The following is a 24046-nucleotide window of genomic DNA, read 5'->3' as shown; positions in this document are numbered from 1 at the left end:
TTACAGGGAAATACCAGAGAAGGACATGAAGCCCAGCGCCATCAGACCCGCGGTGATGAAGGTGATGCCGAGGCCACGCAGGCCTTCCGGAACATCGGAGTACTTCATCTTCTCGCGGATCCCCGCCATCGCCACGATGGCCAGCATCCAACCGGCACCCGAGCCCACGCCATAGACCACAGACTCCACGAAGTTGTAGTCACGCTGCACCATGAAGGAGACGCCACCGAAGATGGCGCAGTTCACGGTGATGAGCGGCAGGAAGATACCCAGGGCGTTGTAGAGCGCGGGGAAATACTTGTCCAACGCCATCTCCAGGATCTGCACCAGCGCCGCGATCACCCCGATGAAGGTGATGAAGCTCAGGAAGCTCAGATCCAGGCCGGATACCAGGGCGCCATCTTTCAGGACGTAGTTGTAGATCAGGTTGTTGGCCGGCACGGCCACGGTCTGTACCACAATGACGGCGATACCCAGACCCATGGCCGTCTTGACCTTCTTGGACACCGCCAGGAAGGTACACATCCCCAGGAAGAAGGAGAGCGCCAGGTTTTCGATGAAGATCGAACGAATCAACAGACTCAGATAGTGTTCCATACCTTAATCCTTTGCCTCCACCTGCTTGGGATCCTTGGTGCGAACGCCCCAGATGATCAGACCAATGATGAAGAATGCACTCGGCGGCAGCAGCAGCAGGCCGTTAGGCACATACCAGCCACCATTGTTCACCAGCGGCAGCAGCTCGATACCGAACCAGGTGCCGGAGCCCAGGATTTCACGCACGGTGGCCACGGCCAGCAGCACGGCGCCGTAACCCAGACCGTTGCCGATACCGTCCAGGAAGGAGGGCAGCGGGGCGCTCTTCATGGCGTAGGCTTCGGCACGACCCATCACGATGCAGTTGGTGATGATCAGGCCCACGAATACCGACAGTTGCTTGGAGATGTCATAGGCATAGGCCTTGAGCACCTGGTCAACCACGATAACCAGCGAGGCAATCACCGCCATCTGGGCGATGATCCGCACGCTGTTCGGGATCTGATTGCGGATCAGGGAGATGAACAGGTTGGAGAAGGCGGTGACCGCGGTAACGGCCAGCGTCATCACGAACGCCGTCTTCATCTGGCTGGTAACGGCCAGCGCGGAACAGACACCCAGCACCTGCAAGGCGATGGGGTTGTTGCCGAGCACAGGCGTCAACAGCAATTTTTTCATTTCGCTCTTGTCAGCCATTGTTGATTTCTCCTGCACGAACCTTGGCCAGGAAAGGACCAAAGCCCTTGGGTCCCATCCAGAAGTCAAACGTGTGCTGTACGCCATTGCCGGTCAGGGTCGCGCCGGACAGGCCATCGATGTCATGCTCGGAACCAGCCGGAGCATGCCCCTTGATCACCCGCAGTGCGGGCTGACCGTCTTGATCGAACAGCTTCTTGCCGACGAAGAGTTCACGCCAGGCCGGATTCTCGATCTCGCCGCCCAGACCCGGTGTTTCGCCGTGATCATAGTAGGTGATGCCCTTGATGGTTTGACCATCGGCCGCGACCGCCACGAAGGCGTACATGGTGGACCACAGACCCTGGCCGTAGACCGGCAGTATGATGTTGTCGACCTTGCCTTCTGCATCCTTCGCGAAGAACACCGGCACCAGCCTGGAGATCTGACGCAGGCCAGCCTTGTCGTCGGCCGGGGCCAGACGGATGTTCTTGGCCGGATCCTTCGCCGCCAGCTTGGTGTCGAAGTTGTCGGCATCGCCGTCAACGAACTCACCGGTGGTCAGGTCGACCAGGCGCGCTTCAATCTTGTTGCCATACAGCTGGGCCAGATCACGCTTGGCCACGGAGCTGACATCGACACCGGCAACGGACAGGATGTTGCTTTGCTTGTCCAGCGCCCTGTTTTCCAGCTGAGCCGGGCGCAGCCCCACGGCGGCCACGGAGACCACGATGGAACACACCAGACACAGACCGGTCACCACGGTGAGGGTACCGATGGTTGAGTCTTTATTAAACGCCACGTGCGATCCTCCGCTTGATGTTCGCCTGCGCCACGAAATGGTCAAACAAGGGGGCAAACAGGTTAGCAAACAGAATGGCCAACATCATGCCTTCCGGGAACGCGGGGTTCACTACCCGGATCAGCACTACCATGACGCCGATGAGGGCGCCGTACCACCACTTGCCCTTGTTGGTAAAGGCGGCGGAGACCGGATCGGTCGCCATGAAGGCCATACCAAAGGCGAAGCCGCCCAGCACCAGATGCCAGTGCCACGGCATGTTGAACATGGGGTTGGTATCGGAACCTATGACGTTGAACAGCAGGGAGGTTGCCACCATGCCGATCATCACACCGGCGATGATGCGCCAGGAGGCGATTCGCATGTAGACGATCATGGCCGCACCGATGAGGATCATCAGGGTGGAGACTTCACCGATGGAACCCGGCAGGTTCCCCAGGAAGGCATCCATCCAGCTGATGGCTTCGCCGGTGGCACCGTTGATCAGCGCCATCTGGCCGCCCTGGGCCCACTGGCTCAGCGCGGTCGCGCCTGAATAGCCGTCAACGGCCACCCAGACGGCATCGCCGGAGATCTGGCCCGGGTAGGCGAAGAACAGGAACGCACGACCCGCCAGGGCCGGGTTCAGGAAGTTCTTGCCGGTACCGCCGAACACTTCCTTGGCCAGCACCACGCCGAAGGTGATGCCGAGCGCGGCTTGCCACAGGGGCAGCTCGGGCGGCACTATCAGGGCGAACAGGATGGAGGTCACGAAGAAGCCTTCGTTGATCTCGTGCTTGCGCACCATGGCGAACAGCACTTCCCAGAAGCCACCGACCAGGAACACGGTCAGGTAGATGGGCAGGAAGTGCGCCGCACCGATCAGCATCTTGCTGCCGATGCCGGCCACGGCCGGATCCAGCGAGGCACCCAGCAGGGTCGCGATGGTGTATTGCCAGGTATCGGCACCGGCCGCGCTGCCCAGATGGGCGATGGCGGCGATGGACTGGTTGCCGACGTTGTACATGCCCCAGAACATGGCCGGGAACACGGCCAGCCACACCATGATCATCATGCGCTTCAGATCGATCGCATCACGGACGTGGGCGGCATTGCGGGTCACGGACCCGGGGGTATAAAACAGGGTATACGCCGCCTCGAACAGGGCATAGTACTTGGAGTACTTGCCGCCCGGCTCGAAGTGATGTTCCAAATTTTCAAGAAGTTGCTTGAAACTCATCGCTTAACCTTCCAGTTCTATCTTGGCCAGGCACTCACGCAAGATCGGGCCGTACTCTGTCTTGCCGGGGCAGACGAAGGTACAGAGCGCCAGATCTTCCTCATCCAGCTCCAGGCAGCCGAGCGACTGTGCGCTGTCGGTGTCGCCGGAGACCAGATCCCGCAGCAGCAGGGTCGGCAGGATGTCGAGCGGCATCACGCGCTCATAGTTGCCAATAGGCACCATTGAGCGATCACTACCGTTGGTGGTGGTAGTGAAGTTGATGAGTTTGCCCTTCATCAGATGAGAGAGGGTGGTACGGGTGATGGAGAACTTGTCGGCGCTGGGATTGACCCAACCCAGGAACTCTTTCTCACGGCCTTCGCCCAGCACGCTCACCTGATTGTGGTAACGACCCAGGTAGTCATGGACCCCTTCGGCCTTGGCACCACTCAGGATGGAACCGGAGATGACACGGTTTTCATCCGCGCGCAGCTCGTTGTTGGTCAGCTGGCTGATGCAGGCGCCCATGCGGGTGCGCAGCAGGCGTGGCTTGACCACGTTCGGACCGGCCAGGGCGATCACCTTGTCGGTGAAGATCTGACCCGTGGTGAACAGCTTGCCGTAGGCGATCACATCCTGATAGTTGATGTGCCACTGCACCTTCTTGGCGCTGACCGGATCCAGGAAGTGGATATGGGTGCCAGGCAGACCGGCGGGATGCGGGCCAACAAACACGGCTTCCTTGACTTGCGCCAGGTTGGAGTGCGGCAGACTGCCTTCACCCTTGCAGACGTGGACGCTGCCATCGGTCAGGCGGCTCAGCACGCTCAGGCCATCGAGGAAGGCCTGGGCCTGTTCCTTGATGATGAGCTCGGCATTGGCAGCCAGCGGGTTGGAGTCCATCGCGGTGACGAAGATGGCACGCGGGGCAGAGCCCACTGCCGGCACCTTGCTGAATGGACGGGTACGCAATGCGGTCCACTGGCCTGATGCGACCAGGATCTCCTGCACCTTGCTGCGCTCGAGCTGTGCAAGCTCGGCAGACGCAAAGTGTTCAAAGGTCACCTGCTCGTCAGAGCCATCGATGTCGATGACGACAGATTGCAGAACACGCTTGGCACCACGGTTGATCTCAGAAACCACACCGGTGGCAGGGGCCGTGAATTTAACGCCGGGATTCTTCTTATCTTCGAAGAGCTCCTGACCTTTAATGACGCGATCACCTACTTTGACGAACATAGTAGGACGCATCCCCACGAACTCTTCGCCGAGTGTAGCAACACGGGTGATGGCCGGGCCATCGTAGATTACTTGCTCCGGAGCACCCAGCACGGGGATGTCCAGTCCTCTTTTAATTGTAATCATACTCACTTGCACTACCGTTAAGGGAAGACAGGTTGGTTAGCGCCGAGAAATACATCACGACGAGTTGTTGAATGAGCCCGTTCATGTTGCGAAAAAATGTCGAAGAAACAAACAAATCAGCAACATACAGGGTCATTCAAAAGCGCCTGAGTTTAGCACTTATGGCAAGTTTACTGCCATGCAAAATGGGGAAAATCCCCGCTCTATCACAAAATCATCGAAATTTAATCACGCCGATTTCTTCACTAAACCTCAGGATTTGCCTCGAGTTAGCCATTAATACCTCAAAATGGGTAATGGCGTTTATGTTCGAAAATAGATTAGAAATTTTGATGTCTGGGCGGGAGAGCGACGCCACGAGCCAGGACTCGGGGCGCCGCCAAAAAACGTTTATTAATTGTTAACTAATCGAGGATTGAGTAATCAACTCGTCAATAGCCTTAGGCCGGGCCATTCTTGCTGACGCAACTCGGGGTCGTCGGCGCCTGTTCCCGTTGCTGCCACTCCTGCTCCGTATAGGTATGCAGCGCCAGTGCATGAATGGCACCCGCCAGCTCGTCGGCCAGCACCCCATTGACCTGGCGATGGCGGGCCAGCAGTCGCTGGCCCTCGAAGGCCTGACTCACCACCACCACCTTGAAATGGCTCTCTGAGCCCGGCGCAACCCTGTGCATGTAGCTTTCGTTGATCACCTCCAGGTGGCTGGGGGACAAGGCAGCGGCCAGCTTGGCCTCGATCTGTTGTTGCATGGTCACGAGCAAAACTCCCAAAATGGATGTCCGGCCATTGTAGCCAGGGTTGGCAGTATGACGAAATCGTCCGGCACGGGAAAAGAGGCGCGGTTTTGCCCCTCGCCCGGTGCCGCCGGGCTGGTGAAATTCTCCGCCCCCGCTAGAATAGCGCCACTTTGCGCCCCGCCGGCGCCTGTTTTATGAATCATCTGGACGCTTCGCTTATGCAAACCCTTCTCGACACGGCTCATTGTCGTCTGACCCTGTATCGCTATCCACGCCAGAGCCAGGATCCGTTGCAGGCCTGGGATGCGGCAGACGAGTACCTGATCAATACCCTGGCAGAGGCGCCACTCGAGCAGACCGGCCCCGTCATCATCATGAATGACGGCTTCGGGGCCCTGGCCGCCTACCTGCACGGCCATGCCCCCGTCTGTGTGAGCGACTCCCATATCAGCGAGCGGGCCACCCTGGCCAACCTCGCGGAGAACGGGCTGGATCCCCATGCCATCACGCTGCAGGATGCGCTGGCGCCATTGCCTGCAGCCCCCATGCTGGTGGTGATCAAGGTCTCCAAGTATCAGGCACTGCTGGAACAGCAACTGCTGGCCCTGCGCCAGGTGGCAACCCCGGCCACCCGCATCCTCGCCGCTGGCAAGGCCAAGGACATTCACAGCTCCACTCTGGCGCTGTTTGAAAAATACCTGGGGCCGACCCGCACCTCGCTGGCCTGGAAGAAGGCACGCCTCATTCATTGCACCCCGGCCGGTACGCCCGCCGAACGCCCCGTGCTGGCCAATCCCTTTCCCACGGTCTGGCCGCTGGAGGGCACCGACATGCTCATCCACAACCATGCCAATGTGTTTTCGCGCACCAGCCTGGATATAGGCGCCCGCTTTATGCTGGACAACCTTCCGTTCCATAGCGCACGACGCGTGATCGATCTGGGTTGCGGCAACGGTGTGCTGGGGCTGGCGCTGCTGGCGCGGGATGCCGAGGTGGAGGTGACCTTCATCGACGAATCCCACATGGCGGTCGCCTCGGCGCGGCTCAACGTCGAACACAATCTGCCGGATGCCCTGCCCCGCGCCAGCTTCATGGTCAACAACTGTCTCGATGGGGTGGAAGTCGGCTCGGCGGATCGGATCCTCTGCAACCCGCCCTTCCATCAGTTGCAGGCGATCACCGATCATATCGCCTGGCAGATGTTCAGCGATGCCCACCGGGTGTTGCCCCAGGGGGGCGAACTCTGGATAGTAGGCAACCGTCACCTGGATTATCACAACAAACTCAAGCGCCTGTTTGCCAATGCACAAGTCGTTGCGTCAAACAGCAAATTCGTTATTTTGAAAGCCATCAAACGCTAAACAGAAAGATAAAGGAAACCCATGATGAAAAAGTCACTCTTGCTGCTGGCCGCCCTGACGCTGGGTGGTTGTGCGACTCACTGGCCGGAAACCGCCCTGCTCAACCCGCAGGTGATTCCTTCCAATCAGCAGTACTACTCGGGCAACCGCATCACCCTGGAAGGGGTCGACAAGCGTGAAGCCGCCTACGTCTTCTCCATCAAGAAGAAAGAGAAGGCCGCCGTGCTGGTCAACAGCGAGCAGCCGCTCAACAACCTGCTGGCCGAGAAGCTGGCCGAAGGCCTGCGCAGCCAGGGGCTGGAAGTGGGCAACAGCGGTACCACCAACCTGACCCTGGCCATCTCCAGCGCCTCGGTCACGGTGGAAGAGAAAACCTTCACCTATGTCACCAAGTCCCGCGTCAGCCTGCAGGTGATGGCCGACTTCCAGGGCAGCAAGCTGACCAAGCAGTTCAACATGTCCTCCAGCAAGGAAGGCCCGGGCGAACCGACCATGGCCGAGCTGGAATCCATCCTGAACCAGCAGCTGGGCAGCCTGCTGCAACAGATCATGGCGGACAATGCCCTGCGTGGTTATCTCAAGGGTCAGCCGAGCTGAGCGAGGAGAGTCAAATGAAAAAACTCTGGTTACTGGCCATGCTGATCGCCCCGCTGGCGTTCGCCGGCCCCAAGGTCAGGATGGAGACCAACCACGGCAACATAGTGGTGGAGCTGGCCTCCAAGCAGGCGCCGCAGACGGTGAAAAACTTCCTGCGCTACGTGGCTGACGGCAGCTATGACGGCAGCCTGTTCCACCGGGTGATCCAGGACTTCGTGGTGCAGGGGGGCGGCTATAACCAGCAGTTCCAGCAACTGCCGACCCTGGATCCCGTGGTCAACGAGTCCAAGGGCGGCCTGCCCAACAAGCGTGGCAGCATCGCCATGGCCCGCACCCAGGCCGTGGACAGCGCCACCCGCCAGTTCTACTTCAACCTGACCGACAACAACAACCTCAACGCCAATGCCGGCGCCGGTTATACCGTGTTCGGCCAGGTGGTGCAGGGCATGGAGGTGCTGGACAAGCTGGCCCAGGTGCAGACGGGTTACAGCTCCATCCTGCGCGCCAACGACGTGCCCACCAGCCCCATCATCCTGAAGAAGGTGGTGTTGCTGGCGGAGAAATAACGCGGGCCGGATCACATTCCGCCGCGTCTTTGCCCGGGTCACCGGCGTCCCTTTCTATACTCTGGCCTTGCCCCATGTTCCCGGGGTATGGCCCACATGAGGAGAAGGAGGTTCCGGTGACCTGCAACGAGTACCTAGCCCAACACACAGTCCCGCTGGCCCAGGCGGTTCGTCACTTTCTGGCACGAGAAATCTCCTATCAGCAGTTGGAGGATCTGAGCTGGCAGCTCCTCTCTCACTGGCAAGACTTGCCCCATATACCCGCAGACAAACAACCGGCCACCGATCGGGAAGGGGTGTTCTGGCACCTGCTGTACAGCCTGCATCAGTGGGATGAGCAGCAGATCATCGCCGACGTCTGGCTGCGCCTGCAGCTGATGGAATGCGCCAACTATCTGACCACAGAGGGCCCCTGTCCGCGCCACTGCATGGGTTCGCGCCCCTGAATCCAGACCCGCCACGCTCGGCTTGCCTTGGCTATCCCCCCCGAACCTGACAAAATGGCGCAATTTTCCCAGAGGAGTCAGGTATTTGAACACTGTCCGCACACCGAGCTGGCGAGACTCGCTCGCCGTCTACCTTGAGACTCGGGTTCTCATACTGTTTGCCATGGGTTTCTCGTCCGGCCTGCCTCTGCTGCTGGTGTTTGGCACCCTCTCGTTCTGGCTGCGCGAGGCCGATGTCAGCCTGACCGACATCGGCTACATGAGCTGGGTGGCGCTGGCCTATGGCTTCAAGTGGCTGTGGTCGCCGCTGGTTGACCGGATGCCGCTGCCGCTGCTCTCCCGATGGCTGGGACGGCGCCGCAGCTGGATGCTGCTCTCCCAACTGATGATTGCCCTCTCGCTGGTGGGCATGGCTTATTGCGATCCCAAGACCCAGCTCGCCCAGCTCGCCCTGTTTGCCCTGCTGGTGGCATTTTGCTCCGCGACGCAGGACATAGTCATCGACGCCTATCGCATCGAGTCGGCGCCGGAGCGGTTGCAGGCGGCCATGGCGGCCTCCTACATGACGGGTTACCGGCTGGCGATGATCATGGCCGGCGCGGGGGCACTGGCGCTGGCGGCCTGGCTCGGCAGCAACAGCGGCTATGACTACCGTGGCTGGCAACTCACCTATCTGCTGATGGCGGGGCTCATGTCCCTCGGCGTCATCACCACCCTGATCTGCCACGAACCGGACATAGATCTCGCCGGTCAGAACGATCAGCAGGAGGCACACAAGGCGCTGCTGCTCTCCCGTGGCTGGCCCACCTCGCTGGCCGGCATCGGCGCCTGGATCTACGAGGCCATCTGGTGTCCGTTTGCCGATTTTTTCCGCCGTTACGGCGGCTCGGCCATGCTGATCCTGGGGCTCATCGCCTGCTATCGCATCTCGGATGTGGTGATGGGGGTGATGTCCAACAGCTTCTACGTGGACCTGCAGTTCAGCAAGACGGAAGTGGCCACCATCACCAAGGTGTATGGCGTCATCATGACGCTGGTGGGGGCCGCCCTGGGGGGCGTGCTGGTGATGCGCTTTGGCACCCTGCGCATCCTGTTCCTCGGCGCCCTGCTCACCGCCAGTACCAATCTGCTGTTCGCCCTGCTCAATGAAGTGGGCCACAACCTGGAGCTGCTGACCCTGATCATCTCGGTCGACAACCTCAGCGCCGGCATAGCGACAGCCGCCTTCGTGACCTATCTGTCGAGCCTGACCAACGTGGCCTTCTCCGCCACCCAGTACGCCCTGTTCAGCTCCGTCATGCTGCTGATGCCCAAGCTGCTGGCGGGTTTCTCCGGGCGTTTCGTCGAACAGTTCGGCTACAGCACCTTCTTTATCGGCACCAGCCTGCTCGGCATTCCTGTGTTGATCCTGATCTTGCTGGTTGCCAAACGAGGAAGAGATTTGCTCTCGCAACAGGATAAATAGCAAGCGTTTGCGTGAAATTGGGGGTGATTAGATTCACACTTCCGAATAAAGTTCCCCGGCTCTTGTTTCTCCGATGAATTTATTTGGCTAGAATCCCTTCCGCTCCTTGTGGGCAGGCTACGGAAAACCTCAACTAACGCACAAGAGACCAATAAAATGGCCAAATTTACCAAGACTCTGATCGCTGCCGGTCTGCTGGCTGCTGCCGCCACCCCGGCCTTCGCTGCTGACTACAGCGGTGACATCCACAAGAACGATTACAAGTGGATGCAGTTCAACGTCATGCACACCATCGACCAACGTCCTTTCACCACAGGTGAAGAGGACTACAACGACACCTACTTCGAAATGGAATTCGGTGGTCGCTCCGGCCTGTTTGACCTGTACGGTTACGTCGATGTGTTCGACATCTTCGACTCCCGTCACAGCAACAAGCACAATGGTCAGAACCTGTTCATGAAATTTGCGCCGCGTATGTCTCTGGATGCGCTGACTGGTAAAGATCTCTCCTTCGGTCCGGTGCAAGAGGTGTACATCGCCTCCCTGAACAATATCGGCGATAAGCAGATGGAGAACATGATCGGTCTGGGTGCTGATGTACAGGTGCCTTGGTTCGGCAAAGTCGGCATGAACCTGTATGCTCGTCATTCCACCGAAAACCAGTTCTTTGTTGAAGAAGAGGGTGAATGGAACGGTTACTGGTTCGCCATGAACTGGTTCAAGCCTTTCTACACCTTCAGTAACGGAAGCTTCGTCTCCTACCAGGGTTACTTGGATTATGCCTTCGACATGGACACCCACAACCGTGCCGACCGTACCAGCGACAACCTGGCGACCTTCCACGGTATCTACTGGCACTCTGACCGCTATGCAGTGGGTTATGGCCTGAAGTACTTCATGGATGCCTACGGCACCAAAGATGGCTCCACTTCCTACGACACTACCCCCTGGAAGAGCTCTGGCTTCAGCCACTACTTCTCCGTTACCTACAAGTTCTAATAGAACGGGTAATGCGGATACAAAAAACCGGAGCAGCTGCTCCGGTTTTTTTATGGCTCTGTCATCGAACCTTTTACTGTTGCACCGCGTGGCGGTCGCACAAGGGGGGAGGGCCGAACCCTCCCGCCCATTATCAATCGCGGAAATTCTGGAACTGCATCGGCTGACCCAGCTCGGCACCACGTACCAGCGCCATGGCCTCCTGCAGATCGTCACGCTTCTTGCCGGTGACGCGCACTTCATCACCCTGAATGGCGACCTGCACCTTGATCTTGGAATCCTTGATCAGCTTCACCAGCTTCTTGGCGATCTCTTTCTCGATCCCCTGCTTGAACTTGACGTTCAGGTGGAAACGCTTGCCGGAGTGAACGCTGTCGCCCACGTCCATTGAGCTGTTCTCGATGTTGCGCTTGAGCAGGGCTGCGCGCAGGATCTCGACCATCTGCTTGAGCTGGAAGTCTGCATCGGCCTCCAGCTTCACTTCTTCCTTGTTCAGCTCGAAGCTGGCTTCAACACCACGAAAATCGAAACGGGTCGCCAGTTCACGATTGGCGTTATCGACGGCGTTCAACACCTCGTTCATTTTGACTTCAGAGACAATATCGAATGACGGCATGTCAGGGCTCCTCATGTTGCGCTATAAGGGGGCAAATCTACCAGAAAACCGGCAAATTTGCTGATTTCGATGGGGTTGCTCTGCTAGAATCCCCTGCGCACAGGAATGGCGAGACCCGTTAGTGTCCGCCACGCGACATCTTCACTTATCCCCGGCGGGCGGTTGACCGGAATGCAACCCCTACCTTGATTGAGTCTCTCCATGCCAAGCGGATTACAGAGTTCCCGACTGCCCTCCTCCCCCCAATGGTCACTGCTGGGCTGCGGCGCCCTGGGTGGCGTCTTCGCCTCCCTGCTGACTCTAAGCGGTCAACCTACCCGCGTCTTGCTGCGCGATCGTCACCGTTCGACCCTGCATCCCGGGATCGACTTCACCTCGCTGGAGGGCCATACCCAGCTGATCGCCATCGAACGCGGTTTCATCAGCCAGCCCGGCCAGATCAAGCGTCTGCTGGTGATGACCAAGGCTGGTCAGGTGGTATCGGCCCTGACGCCGCTGGTGGGCAAGCTGGCGGCAGGCGTGCCCATAGTGCTGCTGCACAACGGCATGGGCATAGCCGAGCAGGTGGTCCAGCTGTTCCCCCATAATCCTGTCATCGCGGGTGTCACCAGCCACGGCGCCATGCAAAGCGGCCACTTTGTGTTCCGCCATACCGGCAAGGGTGAAACCTGGCTCGGCCCGGTCAATGAGGCTGCCAAGGCCCATGCCGCCCTGGCGGACGACCTCGGTGCCGCCCTCGGTCAGGCCGGTTGGGATGAGCAGATCCTGGCTCGCCAGTGGCAAAAACTCGCCATCAACTGCGCCATCAATCCGCTGACCGCGCTCTATAAACTCAAGAATGGTGAGCTGGCCGGCCCCCGCTTCGCCGATGTCCTGCAACAGATCTGCGTGGAAGTGGCGGACGTGATGCAGGCCGAAGGCCAGCCCACCAGCAGCGATGAGCTGCTGCGCCGCGCCATGACGGTGGTGGAGCTCACCGCCGACAATTACTCTTCCATGTATCAGGACATGGAGCTGGGCCGGGAGACCGAGATCGAGGCCATCACCGGCTTCCTGCTGGCCAGGGCCGCCCGGCACGGCATCGCAGTACCGGTCAATCAGGGCCTCTATCAGGCCATCAAAGAGAAGAGCTGAGCCTGGCGAGATCGCGGGCAACTAAGGAGTGCAGTATGACAGTACTGGTATTGGTAGCCCCCGGCTCGGAAGAGATAGAGACGGTCGCCATCGTCGACACCCTGGTGCGCGCCCGCATCGAGGTGCTGCTCGCCTCCTGCTGTCCGGCCGGTCTGCGCCAGATCCGCGCCTCCCGTGGGGTGCAGCTGGTCGCTGACTATCATATTGACGAGCTGGCCAGCCGTGACTTCGAGGCCATAGTCGTGCCGGGCGGTTTGCCCGGCAGCGAAGCGATCCGCGATACGCCGCTCGCCATAGACCTGCTCAGGGAGCAGGCGGCGCTCGGCCGCTGGCGGGCGGCCATTTGCGCCGCCCCCGCAGTGGTGCTGCAACACCACGATCTGCTGGGGGATGCCAGCGTCACCTGTCATCCGGGCTTTCAAGCAAGCCTGCCCGCCGCACACTTGAGTAAGGCGCGGGTCGTGACGGATGAGGCTCATCGCCTGATCACCAGCCAGGGGCCTGGCAGCGCAATCGAATTTGCCCTCGAAATCGTGCGGGTGCTGCGCGGGGACGACACAGCCCTCGCGGTGGCCGGCCCCATGGTGATGCCTCCCTCCGTCATGCCATGACCCCTGTTGCCATCGCGGATGCCCTCTCGTCATGACAGAGCGCCCCTTGCCTGCCGGCAAGGGGCGCTCTGCTATTGGCCGGGCGCAACTCGAACTGCCCCCCCTTGCTCGCTAGCTCAGCAACTCGGGTCTGAGCTGCTCCATCAGCAGGTGGTTGTCACTGTAATCCACCGGTATGGCCACCACGGCTGGTCCCACGACCGCCATGGCGGCGCGCAGGGTCGACCGTAGATCCTCGGCGCAGGTGACCGCAAACCCGGCCGCCCCGAAGGACTCGGCATAGGCCTTGAAGTTGATGGGCCCGAAGCTCACCCCCGAGCTGCGGCGGTATTTTTTCTCCTCCTGCATCGCCACCATGTTGTAGCCGTTATCGACCCAGATGATGTGCACTATGTTGGATTTGAGCCGTACCGCCGTCTCCAGCTCCATGCTCGACTGCATGAAGCTGCCATCGCCGGACACCGAGATGATCTTCTCCCCCGGCCGCACCATGGCCGCACCTATGGCCCAGGGCAGCGCCACCCCCATGGTCTGCTGGCCGTTGGAGATGAGCACCTGGCGCGCCCGGAAGCTGTAGAGGTAGCGGGCAATCCAGATGTGGAAGCTGCCCATGTCCACGCACAGGGTCATGTCCTGCCCTATGATGTCCTGCAGCTCCTTGACGATGCGCAGCGGATGGATGGGCATGCCCCCCAGATGCTGGGCATGCAGGGTCAGCTGATGGCGCTGGGCCCGGATCTCCCCGAGCAGGGCGGCGATGGCGGGATCCCGTGCCAGCGGCTGGTTCAACATCTTGGTCAAGCAATAGAGATTGGCGCTGATGGAGCCCACCAGCTCCACCGCCGGGCAGTAGCTGCTGTCGATCTCCGCCGGCAGGGCATCTATGTGCAGCAGTTGCCTCTCCCCCGTGCCGTTCCACAGCACAGGGTCATATTCGATGGGGCTGTAACCGATGCAGATCACCAGATCCGCCCCCTGCAGCAACCTGTCCCCCGGCTGGTTGTTGAACAGCCCCACCCGACCGGCAAAGTCATCGAAATGGTGAGTATCCACCACGCCGGCCGCCTGATAGGTGCCCGTCACCGGCAACCGGCTCTTGTCCAAAAAGGCGCGCACCGCGAGGGAGTTTTCCGGCCGGCTGGCCAGCAGGCCGAGCAGCACCACGGGCTTGCGGGCTTGCGCCAGCAGGCTCAGCGCCCTGTCGATGCCCGCCTCATCGGCGGCACCGGGTTCGGGAATGGCTCTGGGCACCAGGATGGCGCCATCGGTCGGCTCGTTGATGATGTCCATGGGCAGGCTGACAAAGGCAGCTCCGGGACGACCCAGCTCGGCGGACCGAAAGGCGTTGGCCATCACCTCTGAAAGGGCGGATCCTGTGCCCACTTGGGCGCTGAACTTGGTGACGGGGCGGCACAGGCTGACGGTATCCAGGCTCTGGTGAGTGAGTTTGAGGCCGTCGGCCCGCCGCACCGCCCCCCCCAGCGCCACCATGGCGTCCCCTTCCGAGGTGGCGGTCGCGAGGCCTGTGATCAGGTTGGCGCAACCCGGGCCCGAGGTCACCAGCGCCACCCCGGCCTTGCCGGTCAGCCGGCCCACGGCGGCGGCCATGAAGGCGGCGTTCGCCTCGTGGCGCACCACTATGGTGTCGATGGGGGAGTCTTCCAGCGCATCGAACACCCTGTCTATCTTGGCCCCCGGAATACCGAATACCTGCTTGACGCCCTGTGCCTCCAGGTGGCGCACCACCAGTTCGGCCCCACAGCCCCAGTGTTGATTTTCCATGAGAATAACTCCTTGTAAGCGAAGGGATTAGCCTTCGGCAGCGCGGATGGCGCGGTCCAGATCGGCGGGATTGAGGTCGGCCTGTTGAAAGGCAGGGTTGCGTGGCAGTTCTATGTTGAGGTGCTGAACCACAGACAACTGCAGCTGGCCGTGGCCCATGGCGTAGTCGAGGATGTGACCACCGCCCTGGCGATCCTGGGTGATGAAGTGCTCGTGATAGCCGGCCACATTGATCCCCTGCACGAAGGGCGGGCAGCGAAAGCCGACCAGGGTGCCGCGCCGCTGGCTGAACGAAAACAGCGGCTGGGCCTCTATGGCTTCCAGCATGGGCTTGTAGGGCGGGGTCTGGCAGGGCACGGTACGCACCTGCGCCTGTTCAAACAGGCCGTCGAGGCGAAAGGCGACGAAGACGTTGTCGGTGCCCACCAGCTGATCGATCCATTGATGGATCTCGTCGCGGCTGAGGGGGTGATCGAAGCGGCGCTCCAGGCAGGGGCGAAAATGCGTCATCACCGCAAACGGGGTTTTCTGACCTGCTTGGGCCGGACGGGCCGAGCCGTCGGCCTTGAGCTGGTGGATCTGGCGCTCGAACGCAATCAGCTCGCCATCGAGCCGGTTGAAGGTGCCAAGGCCAAAGTCGCCGTGGCGCAGCAGATCGGCCATGGTGGTCTCGCCCTCATAGACGCCGGCCAGCAGGGCGCTCATCAAGGAGCTCTGATAGACCTCGCCGCCCCCCTGACGGGCCTGCCAGCGGACAAACTGCTGGCTGATCTCGATGGCACAGTCACACTGTGTATAGGTTTCCATTTGGATTTAACCTCCAATCCTGTTAGGTTGGCAAATCAGGATTCAATAGTGACCAAGATCACAGTTTGATACCAATATCCAAACCCATCAGCTTCGAGACGTACCAGATATGGAATTTCGTTACCTGCGCTACCTGGTAGCCGTGGCAGAGAAGCAGAGCTTTACCAAGGGAGCCGAGGCGCTGGGCATGGCCCAGCCACCCCTCAGCCAGCAGATCCGCAAATTTGAACAGGAGGTGGGCACGCCGCTGTTTCACCGGCTGACCCGCAGCGTGGAGCTGACCGAGGCGGGACTGAGCCTCTATCAGGATGCCAAGGGGATACTGTCACAAACCGAGCAGGCCATGCAGAAGGCCAGACGTATCGCCCGTGGTCAGCTTGGCTCCCTGCGCCTGGGCTTTGCCGGCTCCACAGTGCTGCACCCGAGCGTGCTGCAACTCATCCACGACTTTCGCCAGGCCTGGCCCGAGGTGAGCCTGCATCCCATCGAGAACAGCATGCCCAACCTGGTGCGCGACCTAGTGAGCGAGGAGCTGGATGCCGCCATCCTGCGCCTGCCGTGCAGCAGCAGCTCGGCACTGACCCACCACCTCATCGATGAGGAGGAAATGCTGATCGCCCTCCCCCCACATCATGTGCTGGCAGGCAGTGGCGCCATCGCCATCGAGGCCCTGGCGGCGGACCCCTTCATCCTGTTCCCCCGCGAGCTCGGGCCCGGGCTGTACGATGCCATCACCCAGCGCTGCCAACGGGCCGGCTTCAGCCCCCGTCTCGGCAGCCAGAGCCCGCAAGTGATCTCCACCGTCGGCATGGTGCAGGCCGGCTTCGGGGTCGCCATCATCCCACGCTCGGTGAGCGAGCTGCACCCCCACGGCGTCAGCTATCACCCCATCGCCGATGAACCGCTCACCACCCGCATCAGCCTCGCCACCCGCCGCCATCCCCGCCAGAAGAGCCTGCAACACCTGATAGGGTTGATCCCGCACCTGCCTTGAATCAATGTCATGCAGAACTTGATGATAAAGAGAGGACGCTTTAGAGACAGGGGCTGGCTACAAGAATGTGCAGAGTCTCTGTCAGCATAAATTTCCTGTAGGATAACGATACTGTTCCACTTTAGCACTCACATGGAGCCATACAACCAGCTCGCACCAAAGGTTGCTCTATGGCAATCAAGTCTATGGTGTGCCCTTTAGGTGAGTAGGAAAATATAGCTGTGCTTGCCACTGGGCATGGCCAGCGTCCATCCAGCCCTGAGGTACCGAGCGTATAACTGTCAGACTTGCACCAGGCTTGTTCACCAGTTGCTCAAACACGAGAGTTCTTCATTGACAGGTCAATTTGACCTTTTCTTGCCCCAAGTCGATTGCAGCAACCATTTATCTTGCCCCGAGCATTTTAAGATATTGAACAGCACGGCAAATCTAAATCAATATCAACAAGCGAGAACCTCTTGAAAATTATTTGGTAAGCTCATCTAGCCTTCTTGGTACGCCTACATCCAGAGAACTGTGAGGGGCTCTATTTAATGAAAGAATAGTTTTGAATTCTCTATATTATCGGCAATTTAATATTGGCAGCAAAGATGCCAAGATTTTGTTTAAGTCATTTTTATAGCAGTAAAAACTTGCAAACCCTGAGTAACCAAATGGGATGGTTTCGAATTGAACGAAGGCTGTATTACTTACTACCTTAATCACATTGGCTTTATTTTTATTGAACAATGTGTATTCTACACTTTCCTCCTTTTTGAAATCAGTGAAGAAAATTACAAAGAGTGCCATACCACCAGAGCCGACCAAGGATAACGGCCCTAATACGGCTACCGCCATAACACATACAAGTACACCCAACCAAGCCAAGCCCCGGACTATTTTATAGACTATTTCAGGAATGGCATCCTGATAAATAACAATAAGCCCCTCAGTTGTAAGGCGGTAATGGTAATCTTTATCAGCCATCACTAAATAGCGTAGATAAGGTGTCATCACTATGGACATACCGAGCATCATATAAGCAAAGCCTCAATCGTTATCATCGACTAATAGCGCCCCTCCTCCCCCTATAATAATGGTCATGAAGCTCACACTCATTAATATCACCTACCAAGCGAATGGTGTTGGAACTCGAATATCCCATTCATGTAGCGTCGGAGCCTCGCGAACCCTTTTTTGATTAGCATCGATAATGCGTTGTTGCTCTTCCTGCGGTAGCTGATGGAAAGGAGTCTCCTGCTCATTCGTGTCCATGACTTCGTTTGTCTTGTCCATTATTTATTCCCTTGCTTGCCGACCACCAACGCGGGCATTGTACCCAGATCGCCGCTGCTACTATTCAATGTGACAGGACCGCCGCTGCTACTGCTGTCCTTAAAAATAAACTCCCGCTGAATCATACCCCCGAGATAACCCAGTTCCAGTTTGATGGCCGAATTGGTATCAACCCCCAGCGGCAGGGAATAGACCATGTCATCCCAGCGCCCGCGATATGTCTCCAGCGTTCTGGGCTGCATGGCGGCCTGATAGCTGGCCAAGTCCTCTTTAGTGTGTACCGGCACCATTTGACTGACCCGAGCCAGAGGTTGGCCGATAGTGCTTAGCCCAATGGTCAACTCCCGTAAGAGGTTAGCCACCAAGTACTGAAATTTGATCAACCAGGAAGATGGCTTGCCCCTGATGGATTACAACGGTAGAAATTTCACTACGTAAAAATTGACGACCTGCTCTATTTAACAGAACAGGTCGAATAAGTCATTGAGGCTATTTGGTTAAATTCCAGGGTGACCTTTTATATATTTCACACTCTCAATGAAAACCTGAGACTTTATTAAGTCCGTAATAAGTTCCATATCCTCGACTCTACAATAAACTATACGACTGAACGCTGACTTAAATGGTACAGATTCAAACCGCAAAGCTCTATGTCTCTTCGAGATGGTAAAGACGTGTGGCCACTCTTTGTGAAATAGAGTGAACTCCTCAAAAATTTCACTCTTAAAATCAGTGAAAAATACCGCAAAGAGCGCCATGCCACCTGCACCAACCAGTGCTAATGGCCCCAATACAGCCACCGCCATCACGCAAACCACCACCCCAAGCCAAGCCAAGCCACGCACTATGGTGTAGGCCACTTCAGGAATGGCATCATGATAAGTGACGATTAAGCCTTCTGTCGTCAGCCGGTAATGGTAGTTTTTATCCGCCATCACCAAGTAACGTAAATAGAGCGTCATCACTATCGACATACCGACCATCATATAAACAAAAGTCCAATCATTATCTCCAGCAAACCATACCGCCGCACCTCCAAATAGCATCATCGAGCCAACGACTGTTAATATTATTGGCCATGCAAATGCTGTAGATACCCGGATATCCCATTCATGAAGAGTTTGTGCCTCACGCACTCTTTTTTGATTGGCATAGATAATACGTTGTTGCTCTTCCTGCGGCAGCAGATGAAAAGGGGTCTCTTGCTCGCTGGCCTCAGCTACTTCATTCGTGTTGTTCATTATTCATTCCCTTGCTTACCAACTACTAGGGCGGGCATAGAACTTAATTCACCGCTGCTGGAATTCAAAGTGATAGGTCCACCACTATTGCCGTTGCCCTTGAAGACAAATTGCCGCTGTACCATGCCACCCATATATCCCAGCTCCAACTCGATGGCACTATTGGTATCGACCCCCAAAAACAAGGTATAGACCAGACCATCCCAACGTCCACGTTGTGTCTCCAGCATCCTGGGCTGCATGGCTGCCTGATAGCGCGCCACATCCTCTTTGGAGCGTACCGGCACCATCTGGCCAGCACTGGCAAGTGATTGAGAAGTGACATTTAACCCTATAGTTTGTCCTCGCAAATGGGCGGGGAGCGAGAGTTGCAACTGCCACTGGGGGCGACCAGTGTCCATCCAGCCTTGGGCCGGGGAGCGCACCACCGTCAGGCTGGCGCCCGGTTTATTGACCAGCAATTCAAAGCGAGCCAGTTCGTCTTCTGCGGACCAGTTAGCGGGTTGCTTGCCCCAAGTGGATTGCAGCAACCATTTCTCCAGATCCGAGCGTTTGAAGATATTCAGCAGCACTGTCAGTACCAGATAGGCCGCGCCCAATACAAATAACCCAACCGCCATCCAAGGTGCAAAAATCGCTGCTATGGACGAGCCACCCAACCCATTGATACCTAAGAACACAAGCTGAGTAAAAAAGATCCCCCCCTGGCCTAGCAATACGACCGCTTTCATCTGCAGGAGTGTCTTTTCCATGCTGCTTATCAAAGGATCCTTGCTGGCCTGCAAGGTATCCCACATCTCTGCCCCTGCTGCAGCCAGACCCAGACTAGAAAACGCCACCATACGCCAAGTGAAGGCTTTAACCAAAACCGCATGATCACCTTCTTTAATCGCATTTTTAATGGAAAGAGACCGGATTGGGCTACCATCCTGAGCCGCTAGTGGCTTTAGCTTCTCCCACGCAGCCCCCTGATAGAGCGCAGCTATGGCATTGCCCGTCCAGGCGAAGGTCGAGCCCAACTGCATATTTGCCCGTTCTCGGCCGATGGACTGGGCGTTTTGCGCCGTCCCTGCGATGACCACACTCAGATTCCAGAGGTTGAGCAGGGCCACCAAGCCACCAAAGGCCGCCAGATTTGGGACTCTCTCGTTCATGGCAGTGATGCGTTGATTCACTCCACTGCGCACACTCGCAAGATAGTCGCCGATATATTGCCTGGCCTGCTGCTGGTAGAGATCGCCTTTCAGTTTGACCAGCATGGGCATCTCGCTGGCAATCAGGGTATCCAGCCGTTGCTGCAGGGTTTTTAGCTGGCCATTGATGGCTTGCACCGTGGTATTGCGCCCGGGTGGTGGCGAGCTGATGGCCGACATCTCTTTTACAATGGACCAGGCCCTCTGCTGGAAACTGTTGTGGAGCATCCGATAGCCGCGGTTGACCTGCAGCGGCTGGTCGCCGAGCAACGACTCCAGCAGCACCAGCCTCAGATTGCCTGCAAGGCTGTTCTTCCAAGCGTGGGGCAAGATAGCCGCCATGATCTGGGCGTGAGCCCCCTTGGCCATGGATTTCCCCGCCACCTTCATGGCCTCGATCACGGCTTCGGCAGTCTGGAACCAGGATTTCTGCTTGAGCCTCTCATCCCCCAGTAGCGTTTCCAGATCGGCCGTTCTACCAAAGAGGGCCGTCATGTCGCCAGACGAGGTGCTGAGCCAGGCATTGTCTACCGTCTGTTCGCTCAGTCCCTTGTACAGCGCAATATCAAAACCATAAGGGGCCAGCGCCAGTAAGTTGTCACAGCTCTTTTCGCCAAGCAGTTTTTCCAGCGCTTTTTTCCTGGTCTCAGTGCTGCAACTGAGGGAGAGCGCCTGCCCAGCCTCGGCAAACAGGGTCTGCAGATAGGCTTGTCCCTTGGCAGTTCTGTTGTCCAGACCAAAGGGCAGCGGATCGGCCTTGAGGCGGGTCACGCCATTGAACAAGTCCTCATGGGCCCGACCCAATGCCAGTTCCAGCTCATTGAGTGGCACCTGATACTGCTTGATAAACGCATTGAGCCCAGTCCAATTAACCTCATCCTGGAAGGCGGCGCGCTCTTTCCACTGACTTACCTGCTTATGGGATGGGTTGAAACCATATTGTTCCCGCAAGATTTTCAGCTTGGCATCGGCTCTTTTCACCATGGGGGAGTCGAACCTCACCACGCCAGGCTCTGCCGTCATGTTCTCCGTGTCGGCGAGGTAGCGATCCCCCAGGTAATCATCCAGCGCCTCTTCAAAGGCCTGGATCCTAGCGACATTGCCCCTGACGGAGGCTGGCAAGTCTTTCTCATCGAGTCGCACCCTGGCCAGATTGCGCGTCACCTCGGCCATCATCAGCTTGTGCGTGTTTGCCTTGCGCAGTTTCTCATCTTCACCCATCAAGGCTTCCCGCTTGGCCAGCAGTTGATTGACCTTCATGGAAAGGTCGGCAAGATCGGCCAGCGGATCCTCCAGAGCGACCACCATGGCACTTTGAGGGTCTGGCATTCCCGCCTTGTAGGCGGCTGGTGAACCCGCAGACTTGTGTGCCAACAGTTTGATCCCTTGCTTATCCTCTTCGGCTGGCTTGGCAAGGGGGGTACAAGATAGAACGAACCCCTGATTCGGCAGACCCAAATCTGCAACCTTGTCGAGCGAATCGGGCAGGCCGCAATGGGAGGCCTTCATGGTGCTGGCGAAGCTGCCCAGCTTGACTTGTCGCATCCAGGCACTGCACAAACCACTGCTCTTTTCCATCTCTTTTTTGATGCGCCCGGTCCAACGCTGTGGAGAATAAATGAGGGAGAGAGTGTGGCTCGCCGGATAAAGCAGATGACCCTTGCTCCCCTTGCTCTGACTGATGAAGGTCGCGCCCTTTATTTCATATTCATCGAACGTCTTGGCCTGTTCGTCATAAACATAGAACCAACCATCACGCAGCTGACGCAAGGCATAGCCGCTCTCTTTGAACTTGAGCGGTGCTACAAAGCCAGCACCTGCGGGTAATGGATGAGGCTGCTTCTGCGGTGGAGCAAAAGGCTCATCGAGGGCGTAGCGTACCGGTACTATGGCAATGTTCTTGTTCTTGAGTGGACACACGCCAGCCGGGCTCTTGCTGTTGTTGGGACTTGCACACTGGGCGGCTTGATTGGGCGTATTCATGCGTCTTGATCCTTTTTGCTCAATGCTTCCGCCAGCTCAGCGGCTTGCTCAATACGTTGCGAGGGAGTTTGTGCCGAAGGCTGAGTGATCAACGCCTTGATCCGGGGATATTCATCCTGCTCAAACCAACCACTGCCGAGGTAGCCAAGCACATTGAAAAACAGCAGCAAATCCCGCTCACTCTCGAATCCCTTGCCATAAGCCCATTCTGCCCAATAGGCAATCCATGCAACAGGCTCAATTTGTTCCTGCAAACGAACCGGGAACCAATTGCCCATATGTTGCCGGATCACATCAAGGGTGTGCAGCCAGCTGACTTCCCCCAAGCGAGCCCACTGCGCATCCGAGAGTCTGAGACGTTTGCCAACCGGCTTCCCCAGCTCAGGTGACGCTCTCTTGTACCACCACACTTGCTGGTTGGCTTGTCGTACCGGGATCCAGACCTGACTCATCCCCAACCAGAGCCAGGGTTCATCATCTACGAACAACCGCCACATGGTTTCCGGCATGGCCAGCTTGAGCAGGATCCGGCTGCCATAGGGGCTTTCAACTTCGATCAGCGCCCTCAATCGTTCGGCCAGGGGCAACAAGGCAAGCCGGGACGATAACAGGTAACCCCATGATGGTTCACGGTTTTGTATGAACCAGTCCAGTAGGTTTGGCGTCGCGCAAACCAGACAGGGGCTCGCTTCTCGCAGGCTGTCCCAAGGTGCATAAAGGTAAATGGGCTGATAAGCGGGAATATCATCCTGTTCAAACAAGACTCGCTCTAATTCAGCGATACGAGCACCATCAAGCAACAGATAGAGTTGTTCACTACTGACCAGATCGATATCGGGAGCGGATACGATGGAGGTAGCAGCCATCAACTGCCACCCTCTTGCCTGGCCAACTGCTCGCAAATTTCACACACAGGCTCGGCCGATTTTAACGTCGCAATCTGACGTGCGGGGTCGATGGGAGGAGGCGGTGCCACCACCTCAACCGCCTCCGGTTGGATCGGCATCTGGCCACCCCAACCAGAGCCAGAACCCGGGCTGCCACCCGAGTTCATCTTGATGGAGCCACCACTGAGGGTCACGCCACCAGCATCAATCTTCACAAAGCTGCCACCCACTTTCAGGGTCAGCTCGGCGCCCGCCTCCATCACGATTTTCATGCCCGCCTTGTGATGCACTTCGCTGCCCGCCTCAACCAAGAGGGACTGGCCAAGCTTCTGGTGCAGTGAGGCATCGACGGTGAGTGAATAATCGGCCTTGATCTGGTCGCGCTTCTCACCTTCCACGCTCAGGTGGTCGTTGGCCTTGATGCGGGTCACCCGCTCGTTGTCGATATCGGTGTGCTGGTCATGCTTGATATGCCAGGCCGCGTCGTTCTCGATAAGCACGTTCAGGTCTTTCTGACCGTGGATGTAAATCTCTTCCTTGCCCGCCTGGTCTTCAAAGCGCAGCTCGTTGAAGCCCTCCCCCTGGTGGGTTTCGGTGCGCAGCACGGTGCGGGTCTTGTTGGCCGGCAACTCGTAGGGCGGCCGGTTGGTGGCGTGATAGGTGCGACCGGTCACGATGGGTTGGTCGGGGTCCCCTTCGAGGAAAGAGACGATAACTTCATGGCCGATACGCGGGATGGCCATCATGCCGTATTGGCCGCCGGCCCAGCCCT

General features: G+C 58.0%; 25 protein-coding genes. 9 read left to right on the top strand and 16 right to left on the bottom strand.

All coding sequences use genetic code 11. The annotated features are described in order from the left end of the window. The 6 genes from nqrE to AACW87_RS05020 all read right to left on the bottom strand — a co-directional run bounded on the left by nqrE (position 1) and on the right by AACW87_RS05020 (position 5329). The gene (gene nqrE, locus AACW87_RS05045) at positions 1-597 is read right to left on the bottom strand and encodes an NADH:ubiquinone reductase (Na(+)-transporting) subunit E (RefSeq protein WP_005330713.1); all 597 of its coding nucleotides are present in this window, start codon (positions 595-597) and stop codon (positions 1-3) included. Between the two features lie 3 nt (positions 598-600). Further along, the gene (locus tag AACW87_RS05040; RefSeq protein WP_042654098.1) at positions 601-1233 is read right to left on the bottom strand and encodes an NADH:ubiquinone reductase (Na(+)-transporting) subunit D; all 633 of its coding nucleotides are present in this window, start codon (positions 1231-1233) and stop codon (positions 601-603) included. Continuing rightward, positions 1226-2014 (bottom strand): Na(+)-translocating NADH-quinone reductase subunit C, encoded by a 789-nt coding sequence (locus AACW87_RS05035; protein WP_033132102.1) that lies wholly within the window; start codon positions 2012-2014, stop codon positions 1226-1228. The genes AACW87_RS05040 and AACW87_RS05035 overlap by 8 nt, the downstream gene beginning before the upstream one ends. Further along, the gene (locus tag AACW87_RS05030) at positions 2004-3233 is read right to left on the bottom strand and encodes an NADH:ubiquinone reductase (Na(+)-transporting) subunit B (RefSeq protein WP_241324358.1); all 1230 of its coding nucleotides are present in this window, start codon (positions 3231-3233) and stop codon (positions 2004-2006) included. Before AACW87_RS05030 ends, AACW87_RS05035 begins: the two co-directional genes overlap by 11 nt. Positions 3234-3236: 3 nt before the next feature. After that, positions 3237-4580 (bottom strand): Na(+)-translocating NADH-quinone reductase subunit A, encoded by a 1344-nt coding sequence (locus tag AACW87_RS05025; RefSeq protein WP_241324357.1) that lies wholly within the window; start codon positions 4578-4580, stop codon positions 3237-3239. Positions 4581-5020: 440 nt separating this feature from the next. Further along, on the bottom strand, positions 5021-5329 hold the full coding sequence (locus AACW87_RS05020) for a BolA family protein (RefSeq protein ID WP_042867323.1): 309 nt from the start codon (positions 5327-5329) through the stop codon (positions 5021-5023). 206 nt (positions 5330-5535) lie between these two features. On the opposite strand from AACW87_RS05020, the gene AACW87_RS05015 reads away from it, so the two are divergent. The 6 genes from AACW87_RS05015 (at position 5536) to AACW87_RS04990 (ending at position 10751) form a co-directional block, all read left to right on the top strand. Continuing rightward, the gene (locus tag AACW87_RS05015; protein ID WP_241324355.1) at positions 5536-6678 is read left to right on the top strand and encodes a methyltransferase; all 1143 of its coding nucleotides are present in this window, start codon (positions 5536-5538) and stop codon (positions 6676-6678) included. A 24-nt stretch (positions 6679-6702) separates the two neighbouring features. Continuing rightward, positions 6703-7275 (top strand): YajG family lipoprotein, encoded by a 573-nt coding sequence (locus tag AACW87_RS05010; protein ID WP_241324353.1) that lies wholly within the window; start codon positions 6703-6705, stop codon positions 7273-7275. Positions 7276-7289: 14 nt separating this feature from the next. Beyond that, on the top strand, positions 7290-7841 hold the full coding sequence (locus AACW87_RS05005; protein WP_042867155.1) for a peptidylprolyl isomerase: 552 nt from the start codon (positions 7290-7292) through the stop codon (positions 7839-7841). A gap of 116 nt (positions 7842-7957) precedes the next feature. Next, complete coding sequence (locus tag AACW87_RS05000) at positions 7958-8287, top strand: hypothetical protein (protein ID WP_241324351.1); 330 nt, start codon at positions 7958-7960, stop codon at positions 8285-8287. Between the two features lie 85 nt (positions 8288-8372). Beyond that, on the top strand, positions 8373-9752 hold the full coding sequence (locus AACW87_RS04995) for an AmpG family muropeptide MFS transporter (protein ID WP_241324349.1): 1380 nt from the start codon (positions 8373-8375) through the stop codon (positions 9750-9752). A 156-nt stretch (positions 9753-9908) separates the two neighbouring features. Next, positions 9909-10751 carry a nucleoside-specific channel-forming Tsx family protein gene (locus AACW87_RS04990; RefSeq protein WP_241324348.1) on the top strand — a complete coding sequence of 281 codons (843 nt, stop codon included), beginning with the start codon at positions 9909-9911 and terminating at the stop codon, positions 10749-10751. Between the two features lie 133 nt (positions 10752-10884). On the opposite strand, the gene AACW87_RS04985 is transcribed toward AACW87_RS04990, so the two are convergent. Beyond that, positions 10885-11367 carry a YajQ family cyclic di-GMP-binding protein gene (locus AACW87_RS04985; protein WP_005311958.1) on the bottom strand — a complete coding sequence of 161 codons (483 nt, stop codon included), beginning with the start codon at positions 11365-11367 and terminating at the stop codon, positions 10885-10887. Positions 11368-11568: 201 nt separating this feature from the next. Here AACW87_RS04985 and AACW87_RS04980 point away from each other — a divergent pair, with 201 nt between their 5' ends. Beyond that, on the top strand, positions 11569-12501 hold the full coding sequence (locus tag AACW87_RS04980) for a ketopantoate reductase family protein (RefSeq protein ID WP_043134421.1): 933 nt from the start codon (positions 11569-11571) through the stop codon (positions 12499-12501). A gap of 35 nt (positions 12502-12536) precedes the next feature. After that, a complete protein-coding gene (locus tag AACW87_RS04975; RefSeq protein WP_241324347.1) occupies positions 12537-13112 on the top strand; it encodes a DJ-1 family glyoxalase III in 576 nt (191 codons plus the stop codon). A 111-nt stretch (positions 13113-13223) separates the two neighbouring features. Here AACW87_RS04975 and alsS read toward each other — a convergent pair whose 3' ends face one another. Then, positions 13224-14894: an acetolactate synthase AlsS gene (alsS, locus tag AACW87_RS04970; RefSeq protein ID WP_241324345.1), complete on the bottom strand. Its 1671-nt coding sequence runs from the start codon at positions 14892-14894 to the stop codon at positions 13224-13226. A 27-nt stretch (positions 14895-14921) separates the two neighbouring features. After that, entirely contained in the window at positions 14922-15701 is a 780-nt protein-coding gene (gene budA, locus AACW87_RS04965) for an acetolactate decarboxylase (RefSeq protein WP_241324343.1), read from the bottom strand. A 109-nt stretch (positions 15702-15810) separates the two neighbouring features. Here budA and AACW87_RS04960 point away from each other — a divergent pair, with 109 nt between their 5' ends. Next, positions 15811-16695 (top strand): LysR family transcriptional regulator, encoded by an 885-nt coding sequence (locus AACW87_RS04960; protein WP_241324342.1) that lies wholly within the window; start codon positions 15811-15813, stop codon positions 16693-16695. A gap of 561 nt (positions 16696-17256) precedes the next feature. Here AACW87_RS04960 and AACW87_RS04955 read toward each other — a convergent pair. From AACW87_RS04955 to AACW87_RS04925, 7 genes are all read right to left on the bottom strand, one after another. Continuing rightward, positions 17257-17700 carry a hypothetical protein gene (locus AACW87_RS04955; protein ID WP_241324340.1) on the bottom strand — a complete coding sequence of 148 codons (444 nt, stop codon included), beginning with the start codon at positions 17698-17700 and terminating at the stop codon, positions 17257-17259. 102 nt (positions 17701-17802) lie between these two features. Then, entirely contained in the window at positions 17803-17970 is a 168-nt protein-coding gene (locus AACW87_RS04950; RefSeq protein ID WP_241324338.1) for a hypothetical protein, read from the bottom strand. Continuing rightward, the gene (locus tag AACW87_RS04945) at positions 17970-18260 is read right to left on the bottom strand and encodes a hypothetical protein (RefSeq protein ID WP_241324336.1); all 291 of its coding nucleotides are present in this window, start codon (positions 18258-18260) and stop codon (positions 17970-17972) included. Before AACW87_RS04945 ends, AACW87_RS04950 begins: the two co-directional genes overlap by 1 nt. 207 nt (positions 18261-18467) lie before the next feature. Continuing rightward, positions 18468-19211, bottom strand: coding sequence for a hypothetical protein (locus tag AACW87_RS04940; RefSeq protein ID WP_241324334.1), 744 nt, complete (start codon positions 19209-19211; stop codon positions 18468-18470). Further along, entirely contained in the window at positions 19211-22387 is a 3177-nt protein-coding gene (locus AACW87_RS04935; RefSeq protein WP_241324332.1) for a T6SS effector BTH_I2691 family protein, read from the bottom strand. Before AACW87_RS04935 ends, AACW87_RS04940 begins: the two co-directional genes overlap by 1 nt. After that, positions 22384-23253: a DUF4123 domain-containing protein gene (locus AACW87_RS04930; RefSeq protein WP_241324330.1), complete on the bottom strand. Its 870-nt coding sequence runs from the start codon at positions 23251-23253 to the stop codon at positions 22384-22386. The genes AACW87_RS04935 and AACW87_RS04930 overlap by 4 nt, the downstream gene beginning before the upstream one ends. Further along, the coding region (locus AACW87_RS04925; protein WP_241324328.1) for a type VI secretion system Vgr family protein at positions 23253-24046 on the bottom strand (794 nt) is incomplete at its 5' end. The genes AACW87_RS04930 and AACW87_RS04925, both read right to left, overlap by 1 nt.

It is taken from the genome of Aeromonas sp. MR7, assembly GCF_963899385.1.
GTDB lineage: Bacteria > Pseudomonadota > Gammaproteobacteria > Enterobacterales > Aeromonadaceae > Aeromonas > Aeromonas bestiarum.
This window is presented reverse-complemented; position numbering and strand designations above follow the sequence as displayed.